Raw genomic sequence first — 19,024 nt, forward strand, 5'->3', positions numbered from 1 at the left:
ATGCGGCGCTGACGGCGGCCGTCCTCACACCGGGCGCCCGTCCCGCGACAGGGCGATACGCAGGAGGTCGGCGAGGCTGCCGGCGCCGAGCTTCTGCTTCATGCCCGAGACGACGGCCGACACGCTGCGCTGGCTCATCGACAGGCTGTCGGCGATCGCCTCGTTGGACTTGCCCGCCCCCAGCAGCGACAGGACCTGAACCTCCCGCGCGGTCAGGCGCGCGAGGGGCGATTCCAGGAGCCCGGCATTCAGCATGGCGATCTTGGTCGCGACCTCGTGCGGCAGGTAGCTGCGGCCGGCCGAGACGGTCGCCAGCGCCTCGTGAAAGCGCGTCACCGCCGTGTCCTTCAGGACGAAGCCGTGCGCCCCGCCCTCGATGGCGCGGGCGACGATCACCGGGTCGTCGTGCATGCTGAAGGCGAGGATCCGCGTCGCCGGCTCCAGGGCCCGCACCCGGCGGATCAGCGACAGGCCCGACAGGCCCTGGTCGCGGAAGCCGAGGTCGGTCACCACCAGCCCGGGCCGGTGGCGGTGGAAGGTGCGGTAGCCGGACACCACGTCCGCGGCCTCGTGGACCGCCCGGACGCCGGCATCCTCCGCGAGGTGGCGGAAGCCGCGCCGCACGACCGGGTGGTCGTCGACGATCAGCACCGCGTCGAGACCGCGCGGACCGTCCCGCCCCGCCGGGCGGTCGGCCGAGGCCCGGGCGGCGCTCACGGCGTCCCCTCGCGGGCCGGGTGCGGGGCGGCGAGGCGGGCCAGCGCGGCCGCGTGGTCGGCCCCCTGCATCCGGGCGTTGTAGTAGTGCTGGCACATCTCGCCGTAGAGGCTCTTGCGGCGGCCGCGTTCCGCCGCGATGCCGCCGAGACCGTCGAGGATCGCGCCGTAGCCCTCGCCGGTGCCGGCCTCGGCCAGCATCTGGCCGAGCTGGACGGTGCGGTTGGCGATCATGCGCGGGTCCTCGATGAAGCCGTCGCGGGCCCCTGCCAGCGCCGTCGCCATGGCGCGCACGCGGGGATCGTCGGCCGGCAGGGCCTTCCCGGCCTCGCGTCCCGCGAGCCAGCGGGCCGGGTCGGTCCCGTCGGTCGGCGCGAGCCAAGCCGGCAGGGTGCCCTCGGCGGTGGTGGCGACCACCGCGCCGGCCTCGTCCGCGCGCTCGTCCGCGCGCTCGTCCGACCCGCGGTCGCAGGCGCCGAGGGCCAGCAGGACCAGGCAGGACGCGATGCGGATGCGGATGCGGCCGGCGCGGCTCATCGCGCGGGCTCCCCGACGGCCAAGACCGCGCGCGGGCCCTCCGCCACCTTGATGCGCGCCGTCTCGCGCCACGTGGCGAGATTGATCACCGAGACATCGTCCGAGAACCAGTTCGCCACGTAGGCCCGCGGACCGGCCACCGCGATGCCCTCGGGATAGGGTCCCACCGCCACGGTGGCGACGATCTCGAGCCGGGCCGCGTCGATCACCGTCACGGCGGCGGCGTGCTGGTTGGTGACCAGGATGCGGCTGCCGTCCCCGGTGACCGCGACGCCGTAGGGCATCCGGCCGGCCGGAACCGTGGCGCGGGCCCGCAGCGTCGCCGTGTCGATCACCGTGAGATCGCCGCTGCGCACGTTGGCGACGTAGAGGCTCGCCTCGTCCGGAGCGAGCGCCAGGGCGAAGGGCGCCTCGCCGGTCGGGACGACGGCCACCCGGGCCATGGTCCCGGTGTCGATCACGCTGACCTGACGGCTCTCGCGATCGGCGACGTAGAGCCGCCCGCGCCGGTCGAGGACGAGGTGGGCCGGGTCGCGGCCCACCGCCGCGGCGCCCTCGACGGCGCCGGTCGCCGCGCAGATCCGCAGGACGCGGTCGCCCGACCAGTCGCCGACGTACAGGCGGGCGCCGTCCGGGCTCACCGCGAGGCCGAAGGCCTGCCCGGGGACGGGCAGGCGGCGGGGCGGCTCGCCGGGCGCGACGACGGTGACGGCGCGCCCGTCGGGGTGGGTCAGGTAGAGGCGGCCGGCCCGGTCGGCCGCCGCCGCCACCGGCGCCGGCCCGAGCGGGATCCGCCCGGCCACGGTCCCGGCCTCGACCCGCGCCAGCTCGGCCCCCTGCTGGCTGACGACCCAGACCGGGTCGCCGGCCGCGGACGCGACACCAATCCCAACGCCGGTCCCGGCGGCGGCCGCGACCGCGAGCGTCGCGATCAGCCGGAGGTGGCGCATGCGGGGCCTCAATGGGTTGTCCGGCCCTCGACGGCCGCCTTCAGGCCCTTGAGACCGTCCGCGAAGTAGCGGTTCATCGCCGCGCGCCCGGCCTCGTCGCTGAGGTTCTCCGGCGGCTCGTTGCCGGTGTCGCCCCGGTAGAAGCGGCCGATCCACGACACCTTGGAGCCGGTCCCGTCGGGGGTCACGGTGAGCGTCGCCGAGTAGGAGGAGACCGGGAGCGCCTTCAGGTCCGGGTCGGACATCCGGTACGAGTAGGTCCGGCCGTCGGCCAGCCACTCGTCCAGCCCCTCGACCAGGGTGCCGCCGGCCTTGAGGGTCACCCGGCGGGTCGTGCCCTCGACATTGCCGCCGCTGGCCTCGGCCTTGGCCACGTCGGGGTGCCAGCGCCCGATACCGCCGAAATCGCCCACCACCTTCCAGACCGCGTCCGGGGGCGCCTGGATGGTGATCGACTGGTCGATCTTCTGCGGCGTCGGCCCGTGGGCCAGCGCCGCGCCGGCGAGGCCGAGGACGGCGAGGGCCGGGACGAGGGCCGGGACGAGGGCGAGGGGCATCCGCATGGTCAGGTCCTGATCGCTCCGGTCGGAGCAGGGGTTGGAGCAAGGTGGGCCGCGCGCCCGCGGAGCGCGCGAAGGGCACGGGCGAGGGGGCTCGCCAGGAGGGCCAGGAGCGTCAGCCCCAGGGCCGCCGCCAGCAGGGCGGGCCGCGGGTCGAGGCGGCCGGGCAGCGGGCGCGGCGTCGCCGCGGCGCGCAGAGGGGCGGCGAGGCCGCCGGGGCCGTCGAGATGGACGTAGCCGAGGCCGGTCTCGGCGGCGAGGCGCCTCAGGTAGGGCTCGCGGACCGACGAGAGGTGCTCGGTGCCGTGGGCGGCCTGGGCGCCGAAGGGGGCGTTGCGCGGGTTGTAGCCCTCGCGCGATTCCGCGTCGGCCGGGGGCGGCCCGGAGCGGTTCTCCTGCTGGACGTCGCTCTCGCCGAGGAAGCCGGTCTCGCGCCCGCGATCGTCGAAGCGCGGGATCGGCGACAGGCCGTAGCCGCCCGCGCCGACGATCAGCCCGCGCACCGCGCCGGCCTCGCCGTCGAAGGTCGGGCCGCCGGAGGCGGGCAGGGGCGGCGTCTCCTGGCCGTCGGTGACGAACAGGAGGTCGGCGTCGATCTCCCCCGCCATGGCGATCGACCGGAACAGGCCGGCCGCGACGCGGCTGTCCCCCTCCCAGGCCATGCGCGGGTCGAGGGCCGCGATGGCGCCGTCCAGCGGCGCGAAGTCGGCGCAGACCTCGACCGGCGTGAACAGCAGGAACGGCCTGCGGTCGGTGAACAGGCCGAGCGCCACCCGCGAGCCGCAGGGGAGGTCGGGCAGCATCGCCCGCAGCGCCGCCTTGACGGTCTCGAGCCGGCTCACGGAGCCGGCGGCGGCGGGATAGTCGCGCACCGCCATGCTGCCGGTGATGTCGACCACCGCCAGCACCGACACGCCGGTGCGGGTGAACGGGATCGGCGGGGCGACCAGGGCCGCCAGCGCCAGCGCGAGGGCGGCCGCCAGGGCGCGGAACCGCCCGTCGCGCAGGTTGCGGGCGACGAGAGGGGGCAGGACTGAGGGCAGGACGGGGGGAAGGACGCGCCGCGGGCTCACGGGCCGCCCCGCGGCTGGCCGGGGATGTCGGTCCAGATCGCTTTCGGCTCGGCGCGCAGCTCGTCCCCGGTCTTGCGGTCGAATTCCGGGTAGTCGCGCACGAGGCGCGAGGCGACGTCGAGGTTGTACTTGGCGTCCCAGAACTCCGGCCGGGCCTGGAGGGCGCGGCGGTAATCCTGCCGCGCCAGCGTCACCTGGGGCGCGGCCTTGTCGAGGTCGCCCCGGCCGATCAGCGCGAAGGCCTGCCGCATCCGCGCGTTGCCGATGACGTACCGCGCCCGGGCCGCCTCCCGCACCGCGCCGGCGCGGTCGAGGGCGTCGAGGAGGGGCTCGGTCTCGCCGAGACGGTCCCGGGCGGCGAGGAAGCCGATCCGCGCCGTCAGCAGGGCCGGCCGCGCGTCCGGGTCGACCGGCCGGTCGCGGCCCGCCTCCAGGGCGGCGATCCGGTCGTCGTCGCGCGCGGCGCTCCAGCCCGCGACGGCGAACCACAGGGCGGCGACCGCGAGGACCAGCGGCAGGGCGACCAGCAGGGCCGGCCGGACCCGGCGCCACGCCGCGGCGGCGCCGTGGCGGGCGCGGGCGGCGCGGCGCGGGGCCGGGCCGTCGAGGAGGGCGCCGGCGCTCATGCCGCCCTCCGCGCCGCCGCGCCCGCGGCCTCCGTCGGGGTCTCCGCCGCGGTCTCCGCATCCGCCGGCGCCCCCGCGGGGTCCGCCTCCGCGAGGTCCGCCTCCGCGAGCTTGGCGAGGACGAGCCCGGCGAGGCCGAGCGCGGCGAGCGCGGCGGCGAGCCCGGTCAGGTCCCGGCGCGGGCGCTCCTCGACGTAGGGAATCGGGTCCCGCTCCAGGGCCTCGATCTGCCGGATGGCGGCGGCCACCGCCTCGGCGCCCTCGGCCTCGAAGGCGCGGTAGGGCACGCCGAGGCTCTTGAAGAACAGGTCGAGATGGCGCTCCGGCGCGGCCTGGGGCGTGTCCTCGCCGGCCGGCCGGTCGGCGATGCCGGGCGAGCCCTTGGTGCGCAGGAACAGCCAGTACAGGTTCGGCCGGATCCGCGCGACGGCGGCGCGCAGCTGGTCCTGGACGCGCGGGTCGATCACCGCGGCGCCGTCGGAGACCAGCAGGAGCACCCGCGAGGCGCCGACATCGATTCCGAACTGCGACAGGGCCATGCCGAGGCCCCGGCCGATATTGGTGTAGTCGAGGCCGGGCCGGTCGATGGCGGCGATCGCCGCCCGCACGGCGTCGTGGCGGTCGGTCATCGGCATGACCAGCATCGGCGCGGTGGAGAAGGCCGTCACGGCGAACAGGTCGTGCGCCCGCGCGCCGACGAAATCGGCGAGGAGGCGCCGGGAGGCCGCGGCCTTCGACTCCTCGGCGCCGGAGGGCTGCCGGCCCGCGAAGGTCTCGTTCATGCTCCCCGAGCGGTCGATCAGCAGCGAGACCTGCGCGCCGATGCCGAGGCGCTCGATCCGCGCGCCCGTCCGGTAGGGGCCCGCCAGGGCCGCGATGAGGCCGGCGACGGCCAGGATGCCGGCGAGCGTCAGCGTGCGGCCGAGCCAAGCCGAGAGGGGGTCTGCCGGCGCGGCGGCGACCGCCGGCACGGACGTCCGGCGCAGGGCCGAGCGGGCCAGCGGCAGCAGCGCCAGCGGCAGCAGCCACAGGACCCAGGGATCGGTCGCGCCGAGGCGGGGGAGGAGATCGGTCACGGCCTCACGCGCTCCGCTCCGCCGCCGCGAGGCGCGCCAGGAGCGCCTCGGCCTCGGACAGCGGCCAGGCCGCGCGCGCGGCCGGCAGCTGGCCGCCGAAGAAGGCGAGGCGCGAGGCCTCGAAGAAGCGCGCGAGCTCCGCCGCCCGGCCCCGGAAGGCCCCGTGCCGCGCCAGGAAGGCGCCGAGATCGTCGGCCAGCACCCGCCTTCCGTCGGTCTCGTCGAGGCCCCGGTGCAGGGCCAGCAGCGCCGCCCGGTAGGCCTGATCGGGCTCGCCCCCCGCCTGCCGCCGGAGCGCGCGCAGCGCCGCCGCGAAGGGGCGGCCCGGCCGCTGCCGGAACGGCCCCCAGGCGCGGTCGTGCGCCAGCGCCAGCGCCGCGAGGCCGGCGAGGGCGCCGAGGCCGGCCGCCGCCGCGACGTCCGGTGCCGGATCGATCCGCCCGCCGCTTCCGTCCGGGCGCAGGTACTCGGCCGGATCCTCGCGCCGCTGCGGCTGCACCTCGCGCAGGGGCGAGACGCCGAGGCTCCAGCCCGGCACCTGGACGGCGGCCGTGGTGAGGCCGGTCGCCGCCTCGCTCGCCAGCGTCAGGGGAAAGCCCGGCACCTCCAGGGTGCGGGCGTCGAGGGCGGCGTAGAAGCTCTGGTAGGTCAGGCGCAGGCGCACCCGACGGGCGCCGGCCACCGGGGCCTCGTCGACCGCCACGGCGCGCAGGTCGAGCCAGTAGGTCACCGGACCAGGCCGGGGCAGCGTCGCGCGCTGCAGCCGGAAGTCGGGATCGGCCAGGATCTCCACCTGCGCCTCGACCAGGTCGCCCAGGAAGATCCCGAAGGGCCGCTTGCTGCGCACCTCGACGGAGCGCACCTGCGCGGCGGCCGTGCCGGCCGTCAGGGCGAGGGGCGCGGCCAGGACGCCCGCGAGGAGGCCGGCCAGCAGGAGGGCGGGACCGCGCGCGCCCATGCTCAGGTCGTCAGCAGGTGGCGGGTGAGCGCCTGGGCGTCGAAGCGCCCGGCGAGCCGGAAGACCCGGCGCGCGAAGGGCGCGGCGGCGCGCTCCAGGGCGGCGATCCGGTCCCGCTCCCGGGCGATCCAGGCCCGGCGCAGGCTCGGGCGCAGCAGGACCACGCGGCGGCCGCCGCCCTCGAGATCGTCGAGTTCGACGAGGCCGAAGGCCGGCAGCGCCTCCGCCTCGGCGGGGTCGGCGAGCAGGATCGGCACCGTGTCGTGCGGCGCCAGGGCGGCGAAGACCCGGGCGATCAGGCTCTCCGGCCAGCGGAAGTCGGAGGCGAGGAAGACGAGCTTCGGCCGCCCGGCGAGCCGCCGCGCGGCCTCGAGCATGCCGGCGCAGCCGCGCCCCGCCCGCTCCGCACCCGCGACCCGCTCGGCGGCGGCCACGGCCGCGCCCCGGTGGCGGGTGGCGGGCAGGGTGAGGTCGTCGCGCAGGGTCTCGTCGCAGCCGATCAGGCCGAACGCGTCGCTGATCCGGGTCGCCGAGACGGCCAGGGCCCGGCAGAGATCGCCCGTGAGGCGCGCCCGGTCGGCCGTGCCGCGGAAGCCCATCGAGGCCGAGAGATCGACCAGGACCCAGGTCTCGACCGCGGTCCGCGCCTCGAAGCGGCGGACATGCACGCCCTCGAACGGGTCGCGCAGCGTCGCGCGCAGGTCGATGCGGCGCGCATCCGGCAGTTGCAGGAACGGCACCTGATCGCGGAACGGGCCGGCGCCGCCGGCGTCGCGCCCCCGGTGGAGACCGGCCCTGCTGCCGCGCGGCCGCCAGCGCGGCAGGTAGACGATGTCGGCCGTGCGCGGGTCGCTCACGGCGCCGGCACCGTCTCGAACGCGGCCCGGCACAGGGCCGGCACGATCGCGCCGCGCTGCAATTCGTGGACGGGCTCGAGGAAGACCCGGTGGGCCATCACCTCGGTGAAGACCGCCCGCACATCCTCCGGCACCAGCCAGTCGCGGCCCTCCAGCCACGCCCGCACCCGGGCGGCCCGCACCAGGAAGGCGACGCCGCGCGGCGAGGCGCCCCCCTGCACGAGGGTGGCGGTGTCGAGGCCCGGGAGCCGGATCCCGGCCTCCGCGGGGCGGACCAGCGCGTCCCAGAGGGCCACCACGTAGGCCTCGATCGACGGCTCCGCGCGGACGGCGTGCTGGATCGCGGCCGCGATGCCGCCGATCCGGGCGTGGTCGAGCACGCCCTCCGCGACCGCGCCGACGAGGGCGTCGGTGTCGTGGAAGCGCGGGTCGAAGACCAGGCTCCGGCGCACCGCCGCGTCCCGGGGCGCCTCCAGCCCGATCTCCATCAGGAAGCGGTCGCGGGCCGCGGCCGGGAGCTCGAAGGTCTCCTCGCGCTCGACGCGGTTGCGGTCGGCGAAGACCTGCAGGTTCGGGAACGTGTAGGTGCGGCCGAAGGCCTGGACGCTGCGCTCGGCCATCAGCCGGAGCAGCAGGGCGTGCACCTGCGGCCGCGCCCGGTTGATCTCGTTGAAGAAGAACACCGAGAGATCCTCGGCCCGGGCCAGGACCGGGCCGGGATCGACTCGCGGCCGGCCGTCGGGGCCGAGATAGGTGTGGTAGATCAGGTCGGTCGGCATCATGTCGACCGTGCCCTCGACGCGCTCGTAGGCGCCGCCCAGCGCCCGGGCCACCGCCCGCAGCAGGGTGGTCTTGCCGACGCCGACATCGCCCTCGAGCATCACGTGGCCGCGGGCGAAGATCGCGATCGTCGCGAGGCGGATCGCCCGCTCCTGCCCGACAACCGCCTTGGCGACCTCCGCCTCGAAGCGGGCCGCCGCCGCCCGCCAGTCGGTGAGCATCGTGTCTCCGGGACGGAGGGTGTTCATGAGGCGGTGCCTGCGGTGTCGGGCGGGGCGCCGGAGCGGCGGCGCCGGGTAACGGTGCGGCGTGTCGGTGCGGCGCGCGGTGCCGAGCGTCGCTGCGGGCCGGCGCCGCGGCGCGGGCCGGCCCCGGGCCGGTCGGACCGGCCGCGATCAGTTCGACGAGATCTTGGCGACGTCGTACTCGAACTTGCCGGTCTTCTTGGCGTTCTCGATCCGCTTCCTGTTGCGCTCCTCCATCTGCTTGATGGATTCGGCCTGCTTGCTGACCTCCTTCGGGTCGTGCTTGGGATCGTACTTGGTCCCGGCGACCTTCTCGGGGAAGCCGGGCTTCGGCTGCCAGCAATTGCCGGGCGCCTTGCAGGTCTGCCCGTCATAGGCCAGCGCCGGCACCGCGAAGGCCGCCCCCGCGATCAGCATCGCCGCCGTGATCACTGTGCGCATCGTAGATTCCTCCGTCTCTTCCTCGGGCGGCCGGTCGGGCCGTGAATTCGCCCCGTCTCCCGCGGGGCGCGACTTGCCGAGAGCGGCTAGTCCAGCGGCTTGCACTGGCCGGGCACGTCCTTGGCAAAGGTCTCGCCCTCCTTGAAGGGCTTGTAAGTCTTCTTCTGCTCGTCGGTGAGCCACTCGGCATCCTTCACCGGACCCGTGTAGAGATGACGGATCCAGGCGATGACCTGCAGCATCTCGTCGGGATTGAGATCCTCGTTGTGCGGGCCCATCATGCCGTTGGCGCCGCCCCAGAGGGTCGAGAACAGGCCGACATCGGTCGTGTTCGCCGGGTAGGTCCAGTAATCGTCGTTGAGGCCGGGCCCGACCTTGCCCTCGCCGAGATGGCCGTGGCAGCCGGAGCACGAGGTCAGGAACAGGCTCTCGCCGTTGCGCAGGCAGGACTTGTCGTCGATGTAGAGATTCTTGCCGGTCTGGAAGAAGGTCTTGACCGCCTGCGTGTCCCGCCCGCCCGGCTTGCCCTCGGCCGTGTCCATCGCCTCGCCGGTGATGGTGTTGCGGAAGACGATCCCGGTCTGCGAGCCGGACTGGGGCTGCGCGCGGGCCGCGACGGGCATCGCCGCGGCGAGGGTGAGAAGGGCGACGCGGGCCGAACGTACGATGAGCATCTGTTGAGCGGGTCCTGATGTCCTGATCGACGTCGCGAGCGACGTCTGGTCGATGTCTGGGGCGGTGTCTGGCGCGGTGTCTCGGTCGGCGGCCCGGTCGCGCCGGGCCGGGCGGAGGCGGGGCGGGCGCAGCTCAGTTCGAGGCGACGACCGGCACCCCGTCCTGCTTGAGGATCGCCGCGATCGCCGGCCGAGCCTTCTCGATCCCGGCGTCGAGCGCCTTGCGCAGGGCCTCGTCGTCCTTGCGCACGCCCATCGACTGGTCGAAGACCTGCGGGACCTTGCGGCCGTCGCTGCCGACCGTGTCGGCCGGGACCAGCGTCATGCGCAGGGGCGTCGGGGACTCCTTGACGTAGCGGGCCACGTCCGGGCCGAAGGCGACGCCGACATCGGCCTTGTCGGTGGCGACCTCGCTGACGATGCGGGCCGGGTCGATCTGGGTGTACTGGTTGCGCGGCGAGCGGAAGTTCACCAGCGAGTAGAGGTAGGCCATGTCCTCCTCGTAGCGGCCGATATCCTTGAGCATCGCCTCGCCGGGGGAGCCGAACGGCACCACCATGTGGTCGAGGGTCTTGAGCCGCGGGTCCGACCAGGACTTCACGTCGAGATCCTTGTCGGCGCGGGTGATGAAGACGTAGCCGCTCCGGTAGTACGGCCGGGTGGTCAGCACCCGCGGATCGTCGCTGTCGAGCCCGACGACCACGTCGCAGGTCCGCTTCTCCAGGCCGTCGCGGACGAGGTAGATCGCGGGCTTCGGGAGCCAGACGAAGACGGGCTTCTTCCCCATCGCCTCGGCGACGGCGACGGCGACGCGGTTCTCGAGCCCCGAGCCGTCCTTCATCGAGAGCGGCGGCTGCTTCTCGGAGGCGCAGATCCGCAGGGTCGCGGGGTCGGCCGGCGGCGCGGGCGGGGCCTTGCCGGGCTCCGACTGGATGGCCTGGGCCTCGGATTCCTGGGCCGCCACCGGCCCGGCGGCCAGGGCGGCGAGCGTCAGGACGGCGGCGAGACGGGCCGCCAGGATGCGGGCGCGCGGGCGCGGCATGGACGTTGATCCCTGTTGTCGAAGCGTTTCTTGATGGCGTGTCTGGATGGCGTGTCCGGGGACGGGCGGGGCGCCGGAGGGCCCCCCGCGCGTCGGGATCCGATCCCGAAACCCCGCCGGCCGGAGGCCGACGGGATGCGGGCGGGGTGCGGGCGGCCGTTACTTGGCGGCGTGCTGCGCGTACTCGCCGACGTTCGGGTCGTCGTACGGGCCCTTGCCGTCCAGCGAGAACACCATCACGCCGCCGCCCATCTGGGTGTAGTTGGCGAGCTTCTTGAAGGCGCCCACCGCGCCGAGGCCGGCGGTCGGGTCGGCGAGGTCGAACACCAGGCCCACGCCCGGCCAGCCGCCGACGCCGTAGTAGATGGCGACGTACTGCGTGCCCTTGTGGGTGTAGGTGATCGGGTAGCCGATGGCGCCCGACGGCAGCTTGAACTTCCAGAGGAGGTCGCCGTTGTCGGAGTCGCGCGCCTTGATGAAGCCGTCCAGCGTCCCGTAGAGGACGAGGTCGCCGGCGGTCGCGGTGGTGCCGCCCCAGACCGCGAAGCGCTCCATCTTCTCCCAGTTGAACTTGCCGGTGATGGCGTTGTAGCTCTTGATCTGGCCGAGGCCCTCGTAGTTCTGCCGGTCACCCTTCGGGCCCGGATACATGTTCAGCGTCGCACCGACGAAGAACTGACCCGCCCGGTAGGGCAGCATGAAGGGCTCCCAATCCATGCAGATGTGGTTGATGCCCATGTAGAAGGCTTGCCGCTTCGGATCGTAGGAATCGTGACCCTGGTTGTGGTAGCCCATCGCCGAGGGACAGATGTCCTTGGCGAGGTGGTCCATCCGGGTGCCGTATTCCGGATCGCGCACCGGCGTGCCCGTCTTCAGGTCCACCGACTTGAACACGTTGACGGTGTCGTCGATCTTGTTGGCCGAGACCAGCGTGCCGTCCGTCCGGTCGAGGGTGTAGACGATGCCGTTGCGGTCCGGGTGGGTGAGGAGCTTCCTCATCTTCCCGTCCTTGTCCTTCTGGTCGGACAGCATCATCACGTTGACGCCGGCATAGTCCCACTCGTCGTGCGGGGTCTTCTGGTAGCCGAACTTCGCCTCGCCGGTGTCGGCGTCGCGGCCGAAGATCGTCATCGTCCACTTGTTGTCGCCGGGACGCATGGTCTCGTTCCACGGCGCCGGGTTGCCGGTGCCGAAGTAGATCAGGTTGGTGCCCGGATCGTAGGCGTACCAGCCCCAGTTGGTGCCGCCGCCGATCTTCCAGGCGTCGCCCTCCCAGGTCGCGGTGCCGAGGCCCTTCTGGCCGTAATGGGCGTTGTGGATGTTGAAGTCCTTGGCGAGCAGCAGGTCCTCGTCCGGGCCCGTCGCGTAGGCGCGCCAGACCTGCGCGCCGGTCTTGACGTCGTAGGCGGTCAGGTAGCCGCGCACGCCGAGCTCGGCGCCCGAGGAGCCGATGATCACCTTGTCCTTCACCACGTAGGGGGCGATCGTGAGGGTCGAGCCGACCTTGATGTCGGAGTTCTCGACCTTCCACACCGTCTCGCCGGTCTGGGCGTTGAGGGCGGCGACGTTGCCGTCGAGCTGGGTCTTGAGGATCAGCGCCGGGGTCTTGCCGTCGCCGGGCCAGTAGGCGAGGCCGCGGTTGACGAGGTCGCAGCAGGCCACCGAGCGCGCGGCCGGGTTCTGCTTGGGCTTGTCCTGCCAGAGGATCTTGCCCGGATCGTCGAGGCCGAGGGCGAAGGTGTTGTTGGGGAACGAGGTGTGGATGTACATGACGCCGTCGACGACGAGCGGCGCGCCCTCGTGGCCGTTGAGCAGGCCGGTGGAGAACGTCCAGGCCGGCTTGAGCTGCTTGACGTTGCTCTTGTTGATCTGCGTCAGGTCGCTGTAATTGTTCGAGTCGTAGTTCTTACCGGGCATCACCCAGTTCTCGTCGCTCTTCGATTTCTCGATGAGCTTGTCGTTGGCCTGCGCCACGCCCGCCATGGCGACCGGCGCGAGCGCCATGATCGCCAATGCCGAGACGGAATTCCGGAGCCTGATCATCCTGCGTCTCCTCGCCGGACTGCCACGCCGTTTGGCCTCACAGTCATCGTGGTGTTCATTCGACGGCGACACGACTTTCACCGACAAATCCGTCTCTAGCGTCGCGATATCCGGGCTGTTTCCAGTATTCGCTGAGCTTATAAAAGACTTATTATCGTTGTGCGCCGCTTGATTATTCGCACGGCTTGTAATGCGTGTCTTTGCAAAACGAAACATTTCTTTTCGGGATGATCCGGCAACAGAACACCGGAGATCTGGTAAGATCACGCGGGCCTTGACCGCGAGCCGGCCTTCACCCCAGACAGGCCGGAGCGATGTGCGGGCGTGCGGGCCCCGAGCCGTCCGCCGACCCGTTCCGGGAGGACGCCATGGGTCGTGTCACGGGCTGCGCGGCCCGCTCTCTGGCGCTGGCGGCCGGACTCGCGGCCGGGCTCGCCGCTGGACTGGCGGCCCGCCCGGCGTCCCCGGCCCCGGCGCCCGGGACCGGCGGGGAACGCCGTCTCGCGGCGCTCTATCAGCAGGACGGGCGGCGCGAACTGACGGGGGCCGACCTGGACCGCTTTCCCGGCGCAGGCGTCCTGTGGTGCCGGCGCCCGGACGGGATCCCCCAGAAGGCCGCCGCCGCGTGGCTGATCGGGAGCCGGTCCCTCGTGCTGATGAACGCGCACAATTTCCGCAATCGACAACTGGAGGTCACCCGAACCGTCGCCGATTGCTACTTTCAGATCGCCGGCCGGAACTACGCCTTCGTGCCCGACGTCCTGGAACTCGGCGTCGAGCCCGAGGCCCGGCGCCTGCACATCACCGACGACTGGGCGCTGCTGCGCCTCTCCGAGCCGGCCGAGGCGCGGCCGCAGCCGATCCCGGACCCGCCCACCCTTCCGACCGGCGACCTGACGCTCCCGGTGACGATGGTCTCACCGGCCGGGCACGAGAACTACCGGGGCCAGAGCAGCCGGGAATCCTGCGCCGTCCGGCGGATCGATCCGCCGAGCGAGGGCGCGATCCGCCGCGCCCGCCACGATTGCAACGACGGCTACGGCGGATCGGGCTCGGGCCTGTTCGACGCGGAGGGCCGTCTCATCGCGATGCAGAGCGCGTCGCTCTCGATGAACCAGCGGCACGCCTTCGACATCGAGTTCCACTACGGCTCGGCGCTGCTGATCGAGGGCCGGCTCCACGAGGCCCTCAAGGCTCGGGCCCTCGAGACCCGGGACCGCTAGCGCGGGCCGCCGGACTTGCGCGGGAATTCCGGTAAGCCCCCGGTAAGCAAGGCGGCGATTTCCGGACCTGTCCCGGGCGAAGTTCTCGACGGCGATGCGCCGGCACGGCAAAACTTAACGTTGAGCCACGAATCTGGTCCCGCGAGGGAGCCGGTATGCCCGCTGTCGGAACGTTCAGGGTCTGCGCGCCGGGACGGCCGCCGTTCGCGGCGGCCGTGGCAGAGGGCGTGGCCGAGGCGGTCGCGCTGCCATCCGTGCTGGTCACGATGCTGGGCAGCCTGATCGAGGCCTGGCCGCGGCAGATCTACACACAACCGCTGGTGACGACCCGCTTCCTCGGCCAGCGGACCACCTACGTCTGCGATCCCGGCCACATCCGCAGCCTGATGGTCGACCAGGCCGAGGCGCTGGAGCGGGAGCCGTTCATGCTGCGGGCGCTGGCCCCCGCCCTCGGCGCGGGGGTCCTCACCGCGGACGGAGCCCACTGGCGCCGCCAGCGCAGGACCGCGATCCCGATGTTCCGCCCGGACCGGGTCCGGAGCTTCGTGCCGGCCATGGCCCGGGCCGCCGCCGCGACGCGGGCGCGCTGGCGCGACGCCGACCCGGCCGGGGCCGAGCGGGACATCCTGCGCGAGATGATGCGCACCGCCTTCGACGTCATCGTCGCCACGATGGTCTCGGGCGATCCGCATCTGGAGGTCGAGCCCTTCGGGGCCGCGATGGACGCCTATCTCGGCCAGACCAGCTGGAAGATCGCCCTGGAGATGCTGCGGGCCCCGAGCTGGGTCCCGCATCCGGGAGCCCGGGCCGGGGCGGAGGCGGTGCGCTACCTGCGCGGCGAGGTCGCCCGCACGATCGCGCGCCGCCGGGCCCGCGGCGAGCCCGGCTCCGACCTCCTCGGCCTCCTGCTGCAGGCGCGGGATCCGGAGACCGGGGCGCCGCTCCCCGAGGCGAGCCTCGTCGACAACCTGCTGACCTTCGTGTCCGCCGGCCACGAGACCACGGCCCTGGCGCTGGCCTGGACCTTCCGGGTCCTGGCCGAGCACCCGGAGGTGGAGCGGCGCGTCGTCGCCGAGATGGCGCGCCTCGGCGACGATCTCGCCGCCGATCCCGAGGCCGCGGACCGGCTCCCCTACACCCGCCAGGTGCTCCTCGAGGTGATGCGCCTCTATCCGCCGGCGCCGCTGATCGTGCGGCGGACACGGGCCCCGGTCCGGCTCGGGGACACGGTCGTGCCGGCCGGGCAGTCGGTCCACGTGCCGGTCTACGCCCTGCACCGGCACGCGCTGCTCTGGGACCGGCCGGAGGCGTTCGACCCGGACCGCTTCGCGCCGGAGCGGGCCGCCGCGCGCGACCGCTACGCCTACCTGCCGTTCGGCGCCGGCCCGCGGGTCTGCATCGGTATGAGCCTCGCCCTGACCGAGTGCCTCGTCATCCTGGCGACGCTGCTGCCCGCCTTCCGCCTCCGGCCGGTGACGGCCGAGATGCCGGCGGCGCAGTTCCGCGTGACCCTGCGGCCCAAGGGCGGCCTGACGATGAGGGTCGCGCCCCGCCCCGGGGCCGGCCATGTCGCCTGACATGACCGCGGACGCGTCCGGCCCGCCCGGCGCGATCGAGCCGACCGCGCGGCGGAGATCCTGGCCGGGCCGCGCGGCATCGCTGCTCGGCCGCCTCTGCGGTCCCGACGCCGACGACGCGCTGCCGAACCGCTACCGCCTGCAGGTGCGCGCGGGGCTCCTCGACGAGACGCTGAAGCTCGCCACCTACTCGGCGGTGACGCACCTGATCATCGCGCTGGCCGTCGCGTACTTCTTCTGGGGCTCGGCCTCGCACACCTACCTCCTCGGCCTGCTCGCCGTGGTCGCGGTGCTGATCGCGGCGGCGACCTACGCGACCTGGCTCTACTGGCGCACCCACGGCGACACCGCCTCGGCCGCCACCGTCCGGTGGGGTTGCCGGATCTCCGCCGGCCTGGCCTTCGCCCTGGGCCTCGCCTGGGCGACCCTGCCGGTCGTGCTGTTCGCCCCCTCCGGCGGCGACGCGCGGCTGCTCGTCGTCGCCATCGTGACCGGCCTGATCTCGGACGCCTACGTGGTCGGCCCGCTCCTGTCGGTCTCGTACCTGTTCGCGGTCCCGGTCATCGTCGGCAGCTTCGTCGGGCTGGCCCGGTCCGGGGAGCCGGTCGCGCTCAGCCTCGGCTTCCTGCTCGCGGTCTACGCGATCTTCGTGGTGACGAGCGTGAGGCGCATGAGCCGCCTGTCGCGCCAGCGCATCCTCGACCGCGTGCGGGTCGGGGACCAGAGCGAGACGATCGGGCTGCTGCTCAACGCCTTCGAGGCGAATGCCAGCGACTGGCTGTGGGAGACGGACGGGACCGGGCGGTTCCAGCACGTCTCCACCCGGATGGCGGACGTGCTGGCCTGCCCGGTGCGGACACTCCAGCACGCCTCGTTCCCGGCGCTGCTCGCCGGCCGGGCCGAGGCCTCGCCCAAGGGCTCCCCCGAGATCTCGCCCGAGATCTCCCCCGAGGCCGATCAGAGCGCCGACCTGCTGGACCGCCTCCGGCGGGGCGTCGCCTTCCACCAGCACCTCATCGCCGTCGACACGCCGGCCGGCCGGCGCTGGCTCCGGCTGAGCGGCAAGCCGTTCCTCGATCAGAAGGGGCGCTTCGCGGGCTTCCGGGGTGTCGGCTCCGACGTGACGGAGGCCCGACGGGCGGAAGCGCACATCGCCTACCTGGCCACCCGGGATCCGATGACCGGGCTGTCGAACCGGGTCATGTTCCACGACGTCGCGTCCGAGGTCTGCGCGGCCGCCGCGCAGACCTCGCCACAGGCTCCGGACGCGACGGTCAGCCTGCTCTACCTCGACCTCGACGGCTTCAAGACCGTCAACGACAGCATCGGCCACGCCGCCGGCGACGCCCTGCTGGGGCAGGTCGCCGATCGCCTGCGCGCGCTGCTCCCGGCCGACGCGCAGGCGTTCCGCCTCGGCGGCGACGAGTTCGCGATCCTGCAGCGCGGCCGGGACGGCGCGGCCGCGCGGGCCCTGGCCGAGGCCACGATCGGGGTCCTGCGCGAGCCCTACCTCATCGACGGCGTCCGGGCGGAGATCGGCGTCAGCGTCGGGATCGCCTGCGCCCCCGCGGACGCGACCGAGCCCGAGGACCTGCTCCGGAAGGCGGACCTCGCGCTCTACAGCGCCAAGCAGGGCGGCAAGGGGCGCTGGCGGGGCTTCGACCGCGACCTGGAGGTGCGCGTCCAGCGCCGGCACGAACTCGACGAGGCGATGCGGCAGGCCCTCGCGGACGGCGAGATGGCGCTGCACTACCAGCCGCTGGTCGGCCTGCAGGACGGCCAGGTGGTGGGCTGCGAGGCGCTGCTGCGCTGGACCCGGCCCGGTCTCGGCCCCGTCTCGCCCGCCGAGCTGATCCCGATCGCCGAGGGAACGGGCTTCATCCTCGCGATCGGGCGCTGGGCCCTGCGGCGGGCCTGCGCGGAGGCGCTGACCTGGCCGGCGCGCCTGCGCGTCGCCGTCAACATCTCGTCGGTCCATTTCCGCCGGCCCGACTTCTTCGCCGACGTCGCGGCGGTGCTGAGCGAGACCGGCCTGGCGGCGGAGCGCCTCGAGATCGAGATCACCGAGTCGATCTTCCTGGCCAACACGCCGCACGTGCTGGACAATCTCCGCGCCCTGCGGGCGCTCGGGGTGCGGATCGCCCTCGACGATTTCGGGACGGGCTACTCCTCGCTGAGCTACCTGACGCAGTTCCCGGTCGACAAGATCAAGATCGACCGCGCCTTCGTGCGCGACCTGAGCAGCCGCCCCGAATGCCTGACGGTGATCGAGGCGATCATGGTCATCGCCCGCGACCTGCGCATCGACGTCACGGTGGAGGGCGTCGAGACCGAGCAGCAGGCCGAGCTCCTGCGGCTGCGGCGCTGCAACAGCGCGCAGGGCTTCCTGTACAGCCCGGCGCGGCCGCCCGAGGAGATCCCCGGCCTGATCGAGCGCCTGCCCCGGACGGCGCTCCCGGCGGAGCGGGCCGTCCGCGCGGTCGCCTGAGGGCGGCAGGGCCGGGATCCGGGTTGCCACGCGGGTGCCAACGGCTCTAGCGGGGGACGACCACGCGGAACCGGGACAGAGGCGCGCCATGCCCAAGGTCGTCATCAGCGAGTTCATGGACGAGGCCGCGATCGCGGCCGAGCTCGCCGGCCTCGACGTGGTGTACGATCCCGGCCTCGTCGACCGGCCGGAGGACCTCGCCGCCGCCGCCGCCCGGGCCGACGCCCTGATCGTGCGCAACCGGACGCAGGTCCGCGGCGCCCTGCTCGACGCCGCCCGCGACCTCACGGTCGTCGGCCGCCTCGGCGTCGGCCTCGACAACATCGACCTCCCCGCCTGCCGGGCGCGCGGCATCGCGGTCTACCCGGCCACCGGCGCCAACGACGGCGCGGTCGCCGAGTACGTCATCGCCTCCGCGCTGCTGCTCCTGCGCGGCGCCTACGGGGCGAGCGCCGCCGTCGCCGCCGGCGCGTGGCCGCGCAACGCCCTGATGGGCCGCGAGATCGCCGGCAAGCGCCTCGGCCTCGTGGGCTTCGGCGCGATCGCCCGCGAGACCGCCCGGCGGGCGGCGGCGCTCGGCATGGCGGTCGCCGCCCACGACCCGTTCGTGGCCGCGGACGACCCGGCCTGGACCCAGACTTGGACCCAGACCTGGACCCAGACCTGGACCCCGGCCTCGGGCCCGGTGGAACGGACCGCCCTCGACGCGCTGATCGCCGGCAGCGACGTGCTCTCGCTGCACGTGCCGCTCACCGACGCGACCCGCGGCCTGATCGACGCGGCGGCGCTGGCGCGGATGCCGACGGGCGCGATCCTGATCAACGCCGCCCGGGGCGGCATCGTGGACGAGGCGGCCGTGGCCGCCGCGCTGCGCTCCGGCCATCTCGGCGGCGCGGCGCTCGACGTGTTCGAGCGCGAGCCCCTCGACGCGGCCGCCGGCGCCGTGTTCGCGGGCGTGCCCAACCTGATCCTGACGCCCCACATCGCCGGCGTGACCCGGGAATCGAACGTGCGCGTCTCCGCCGTCACCGCCGCGGCCGTGCGCCGCCACCTCACGGGGCGCTGAATGCGGGGGATCTGGGCCTTTCGGCCGGAGCGGGCTATCCACGGGAGCCGGCCTCGCGGGGACCGGGACGTCCGGTGCGGGCCGGGAAGGAG

General features: G+C 73.9%; 18 protein-coding genes. 4 read left to right on the forward strand and 14 right to left on the reverse strand.

All coding sequences use genetic code 11. The features are described from left to right. Positions 1-24: 24 nt before the first annotated feature. From BKE41_RS21965 to BKE41_RS22030, 14 genes are all read right to left on the reverse strand, one after another. Complete coding sequence (locus tag BKE41_RS21965; protein WP_012321118.1) at positions 25-717, reverse strand: response regulator transcription factor; 693 nt, start codon at positions 715-717, stop codon at positions 25-27. Beyond that, entirely contained in the window at positions 714-1,253 is a 540-nt protein-coding gene (locus tag BKE41_RS21970) for an MxaH protein (protein WP_071000108.1), read from the reverse strand. The genes BKE41_RS21965 and BKE41_RS21970 overlap by 4 nt, the downstream gene beginning before the upstream one ends. Then, complete coding sequence (locus BKE41_RS21975) at positions 1,250-2,203, reverse strand: YncE family protein (protein ID WP_071000109.1); 954 nt, start codon at positions 2,201-2,203, stop codon at positions 1,250-1,252. The genes BKE41_RS21970 and BKE41_RS21975 overlap by 4 nt, the downstream gene beginning before the upstream one ends. An 8-nt stretch (positions 2,204-2,211) precedes the next feature. Then, positions 2,212-2,766: an SRPBCC family protein gene (locus BKE41_RS21980; RefSeq protein WP_029359226.1), complete on the reverse strand. Its 555-nt coding sequence runs from the start codon at positions 2,764-2,766 to the stop codon at positions 2,212-2,214. 2 nt (positions 2,767-2,768) lie between these two features. Next, positions 2,769-3,836 (reverse strand): vWA domain-containing protein, encoded by a 1,068-nt coding sequence (locus BKE41_RS21985; protein ID WP_071000110.1) that lies wholly within the window; start codon positions 3,834-3,836, stop codon positions 2,769-2,771. Beyond that, positions 3,833-4,462 carry an MxaK protein gene (locus BKE41_RS21990; RefSeq protein ID WP_071000111.1) on the reverse strand — a complete coding sequence of 210 codons (630 nt, stop codon included), beginning with the start codon at positions 4,460-4,462 and terminating at the stop codon, positions 3,833-3,835. The genes BKE41_RS21985 and BKE41_RS21990 overlap by 4 nt, the downstream gene beginning before the upstream one ends. Next, positions 4,459-5,538, reverse strand: a complete 1,080-nt coding sequence (locus BKE41_RS21995) for a vWA domain-containing protein (RefSeq protein WP_071000112.1) — start codon at positions 5,536-5,538, stop codon at positions 4,459-4,461. Before BKE41_RS21995 ends, BKE41_RS21990 begins: the two co-directional genes overlap by 4 nt. A gap of 4 nt (positions 5,539-5,542) precedes the next feature. Next, entirely contained in the window at positions 5,543-6,496 is a 954-nt protein-coding gene (locus BKE41_RS22000) for a hypothetical protein (RefSeq protein ID WP_012321125.1), read from the reverse strand. 2 nt (positions 6,497-6,498) lie between these two features. Next, positions 6,499-7,353 (reverse strand): DUF58 domain-containing protein, encoded by an 855-nt coding sequence (locus BKE41_RS22005; protein WP_071000736.1) that lies wholly within the window; start codon positions 7,351-7,353, stop codon positions 6,499-6,501. Continuing rightward, the gene (locus BKE41_RS22010; RefSeq protein WP_024828913.1) at positions 7,350-8,381 is read right to left on the reverse strand and encodes a MoxR family ATPase; all 1,032 of its coding nucleotides are present in this window, start codon (positions 8,379-8,381) and stop codon (positions 7,350-7,352) included. The genes BKE41_RS22005 and BKE41_RS22010 overlap by 4 nt, the downstream gene beginning before the upstream one ends. Positions 8,382-8,528: 147 nt before the next feature. Further along, the gene (locus tag BKE41_RS22015; protein ID WP_012321128.1) at positions 8,529-8,819 is read right to left on the reverse strand and encodes a methanol dehydrogenase [cytochrome c] subunit; all 291 of its coding nucleotides are present in this window, start codon (positions 8,817-8,819) and stop codon (positions 8,529-8,531) included. 86 nt (positions 8,820-8,905) lie between these two features. Further along, positions 8,906-9,493 carry a cytochrome c(L), periplasmic gene (gene moxG / locus BKE41_RS22020; protein WP_071000113.1) on the reverse strand — a complete coding sequence of 196 codons (588 nt, stop codon included), beginning with the start codon at positions 9,491-9,493 and terminating at the stop codon, positions 8,906-8,908. A 133-nt stretch (positions 9,494-9,626) separates the two neighbouring features. Continuing rightward, the gene (moxJ, locus tag BKE41_RS22025; RefSeq protein ID WP_024828912.1) at positions 9,627-10,535 is read right to left on the reverse strand and encodes a methanol oxidation system protein MoxJ; all 909 of its coding nucleotides are present in this window, start codon (positions 10,533-10,535) and stop codon (positions 9,627-9,629) included. A gap of 159 nt (positions 10,536-10,694) precedes the next feature. Beyond that, positions 10,695-12,578, reverse strand: a complete 1,884-nt coding sequence (locus tag BKE41_RS22030; protein WP_012321131.1) for a methanol/ethanol family PQQ-dependent dehydrogenase — start codon at positions 12,576-12,578, stop codon at positions 10,695-10,697. 368 nt (positions 12,579-12,946) lie between these two features. Here BKE41_RS22030 and BKE41_RS22035 point away from each other — a divergent pair, with 368 nt between their 5' ends. The 4 genes from BKE41_RS22035 to BKE41_RS22050 all read left to right on the forward strand — a co-directional run bounded on the left by BKE41_RS22035 (position 12,947) and on the right by BKE41_RS22050 (position 18,932). Then, positions 12,947-13,801, forward strand: a complete 855-nt coding sequence (locus BKE41_RS22035) for a serine protease (RefSeq protein WP_076730125.1) — start codon at positions 12,947-12,949, stop codon at positions 13,799-13,801. A 155-nt stretch (positions 13,802-13,956) separates the two neighbouring features. Beyond that, positions 13,957-15,378, forward strand: coding sequence for a cytochrome P450 (locus BKE41_RS22040; protein WP_029361436.1), 1,422 nt, complete (start codon positions 13,957-13,959; stop codon positions 15,376-15,378). Continuing rightward, positions 15,368-17,866 carry an EAL domain-containing protein gene (locus BKE41_RS22045; RefSeq protein ID WP_029361435.1) on the forward strand — a complete coding sequence of 833 codons (2,499 nt, stop codon included), beginning with the start codon at positions 15,368-15,370 and terminating at the stop codon, positions 17,864-17,866. The genes BKE41_RS22040 and BKE41_RS22045 overlap by 11 nt, the downstream gene beginning before the upstream one ends. Positions 17,867-17,954: 88 nt before the next feature. Beyond that, positions 17,955-18,932 carry an NAD(P)-dependent oxidoreductase gene (locus BKE41_RS22050; protein ID WP_071000114.1) on the forward strand — a complete coding sequence of 326 codons (978 nt, stop codon included), beginning with the start codon at positions 17,955-17,957 and terminating at the stop codon, positions 18,930-18,932. The last annotated feature ends 92 nt before the right edge of the window (positions 18,933-19,024 follow it).

This window comes from Methylobacterium sp. C1, from assembly GCF_001854385.1.
Classification (GTDB): domain Bacteria; phylum Pseudomonadota; class Alphaproteobacteria; order Rhizobiales; family Beijerinckiaceae; genus Methylobacterium; species Methylobacterium radiotolerans.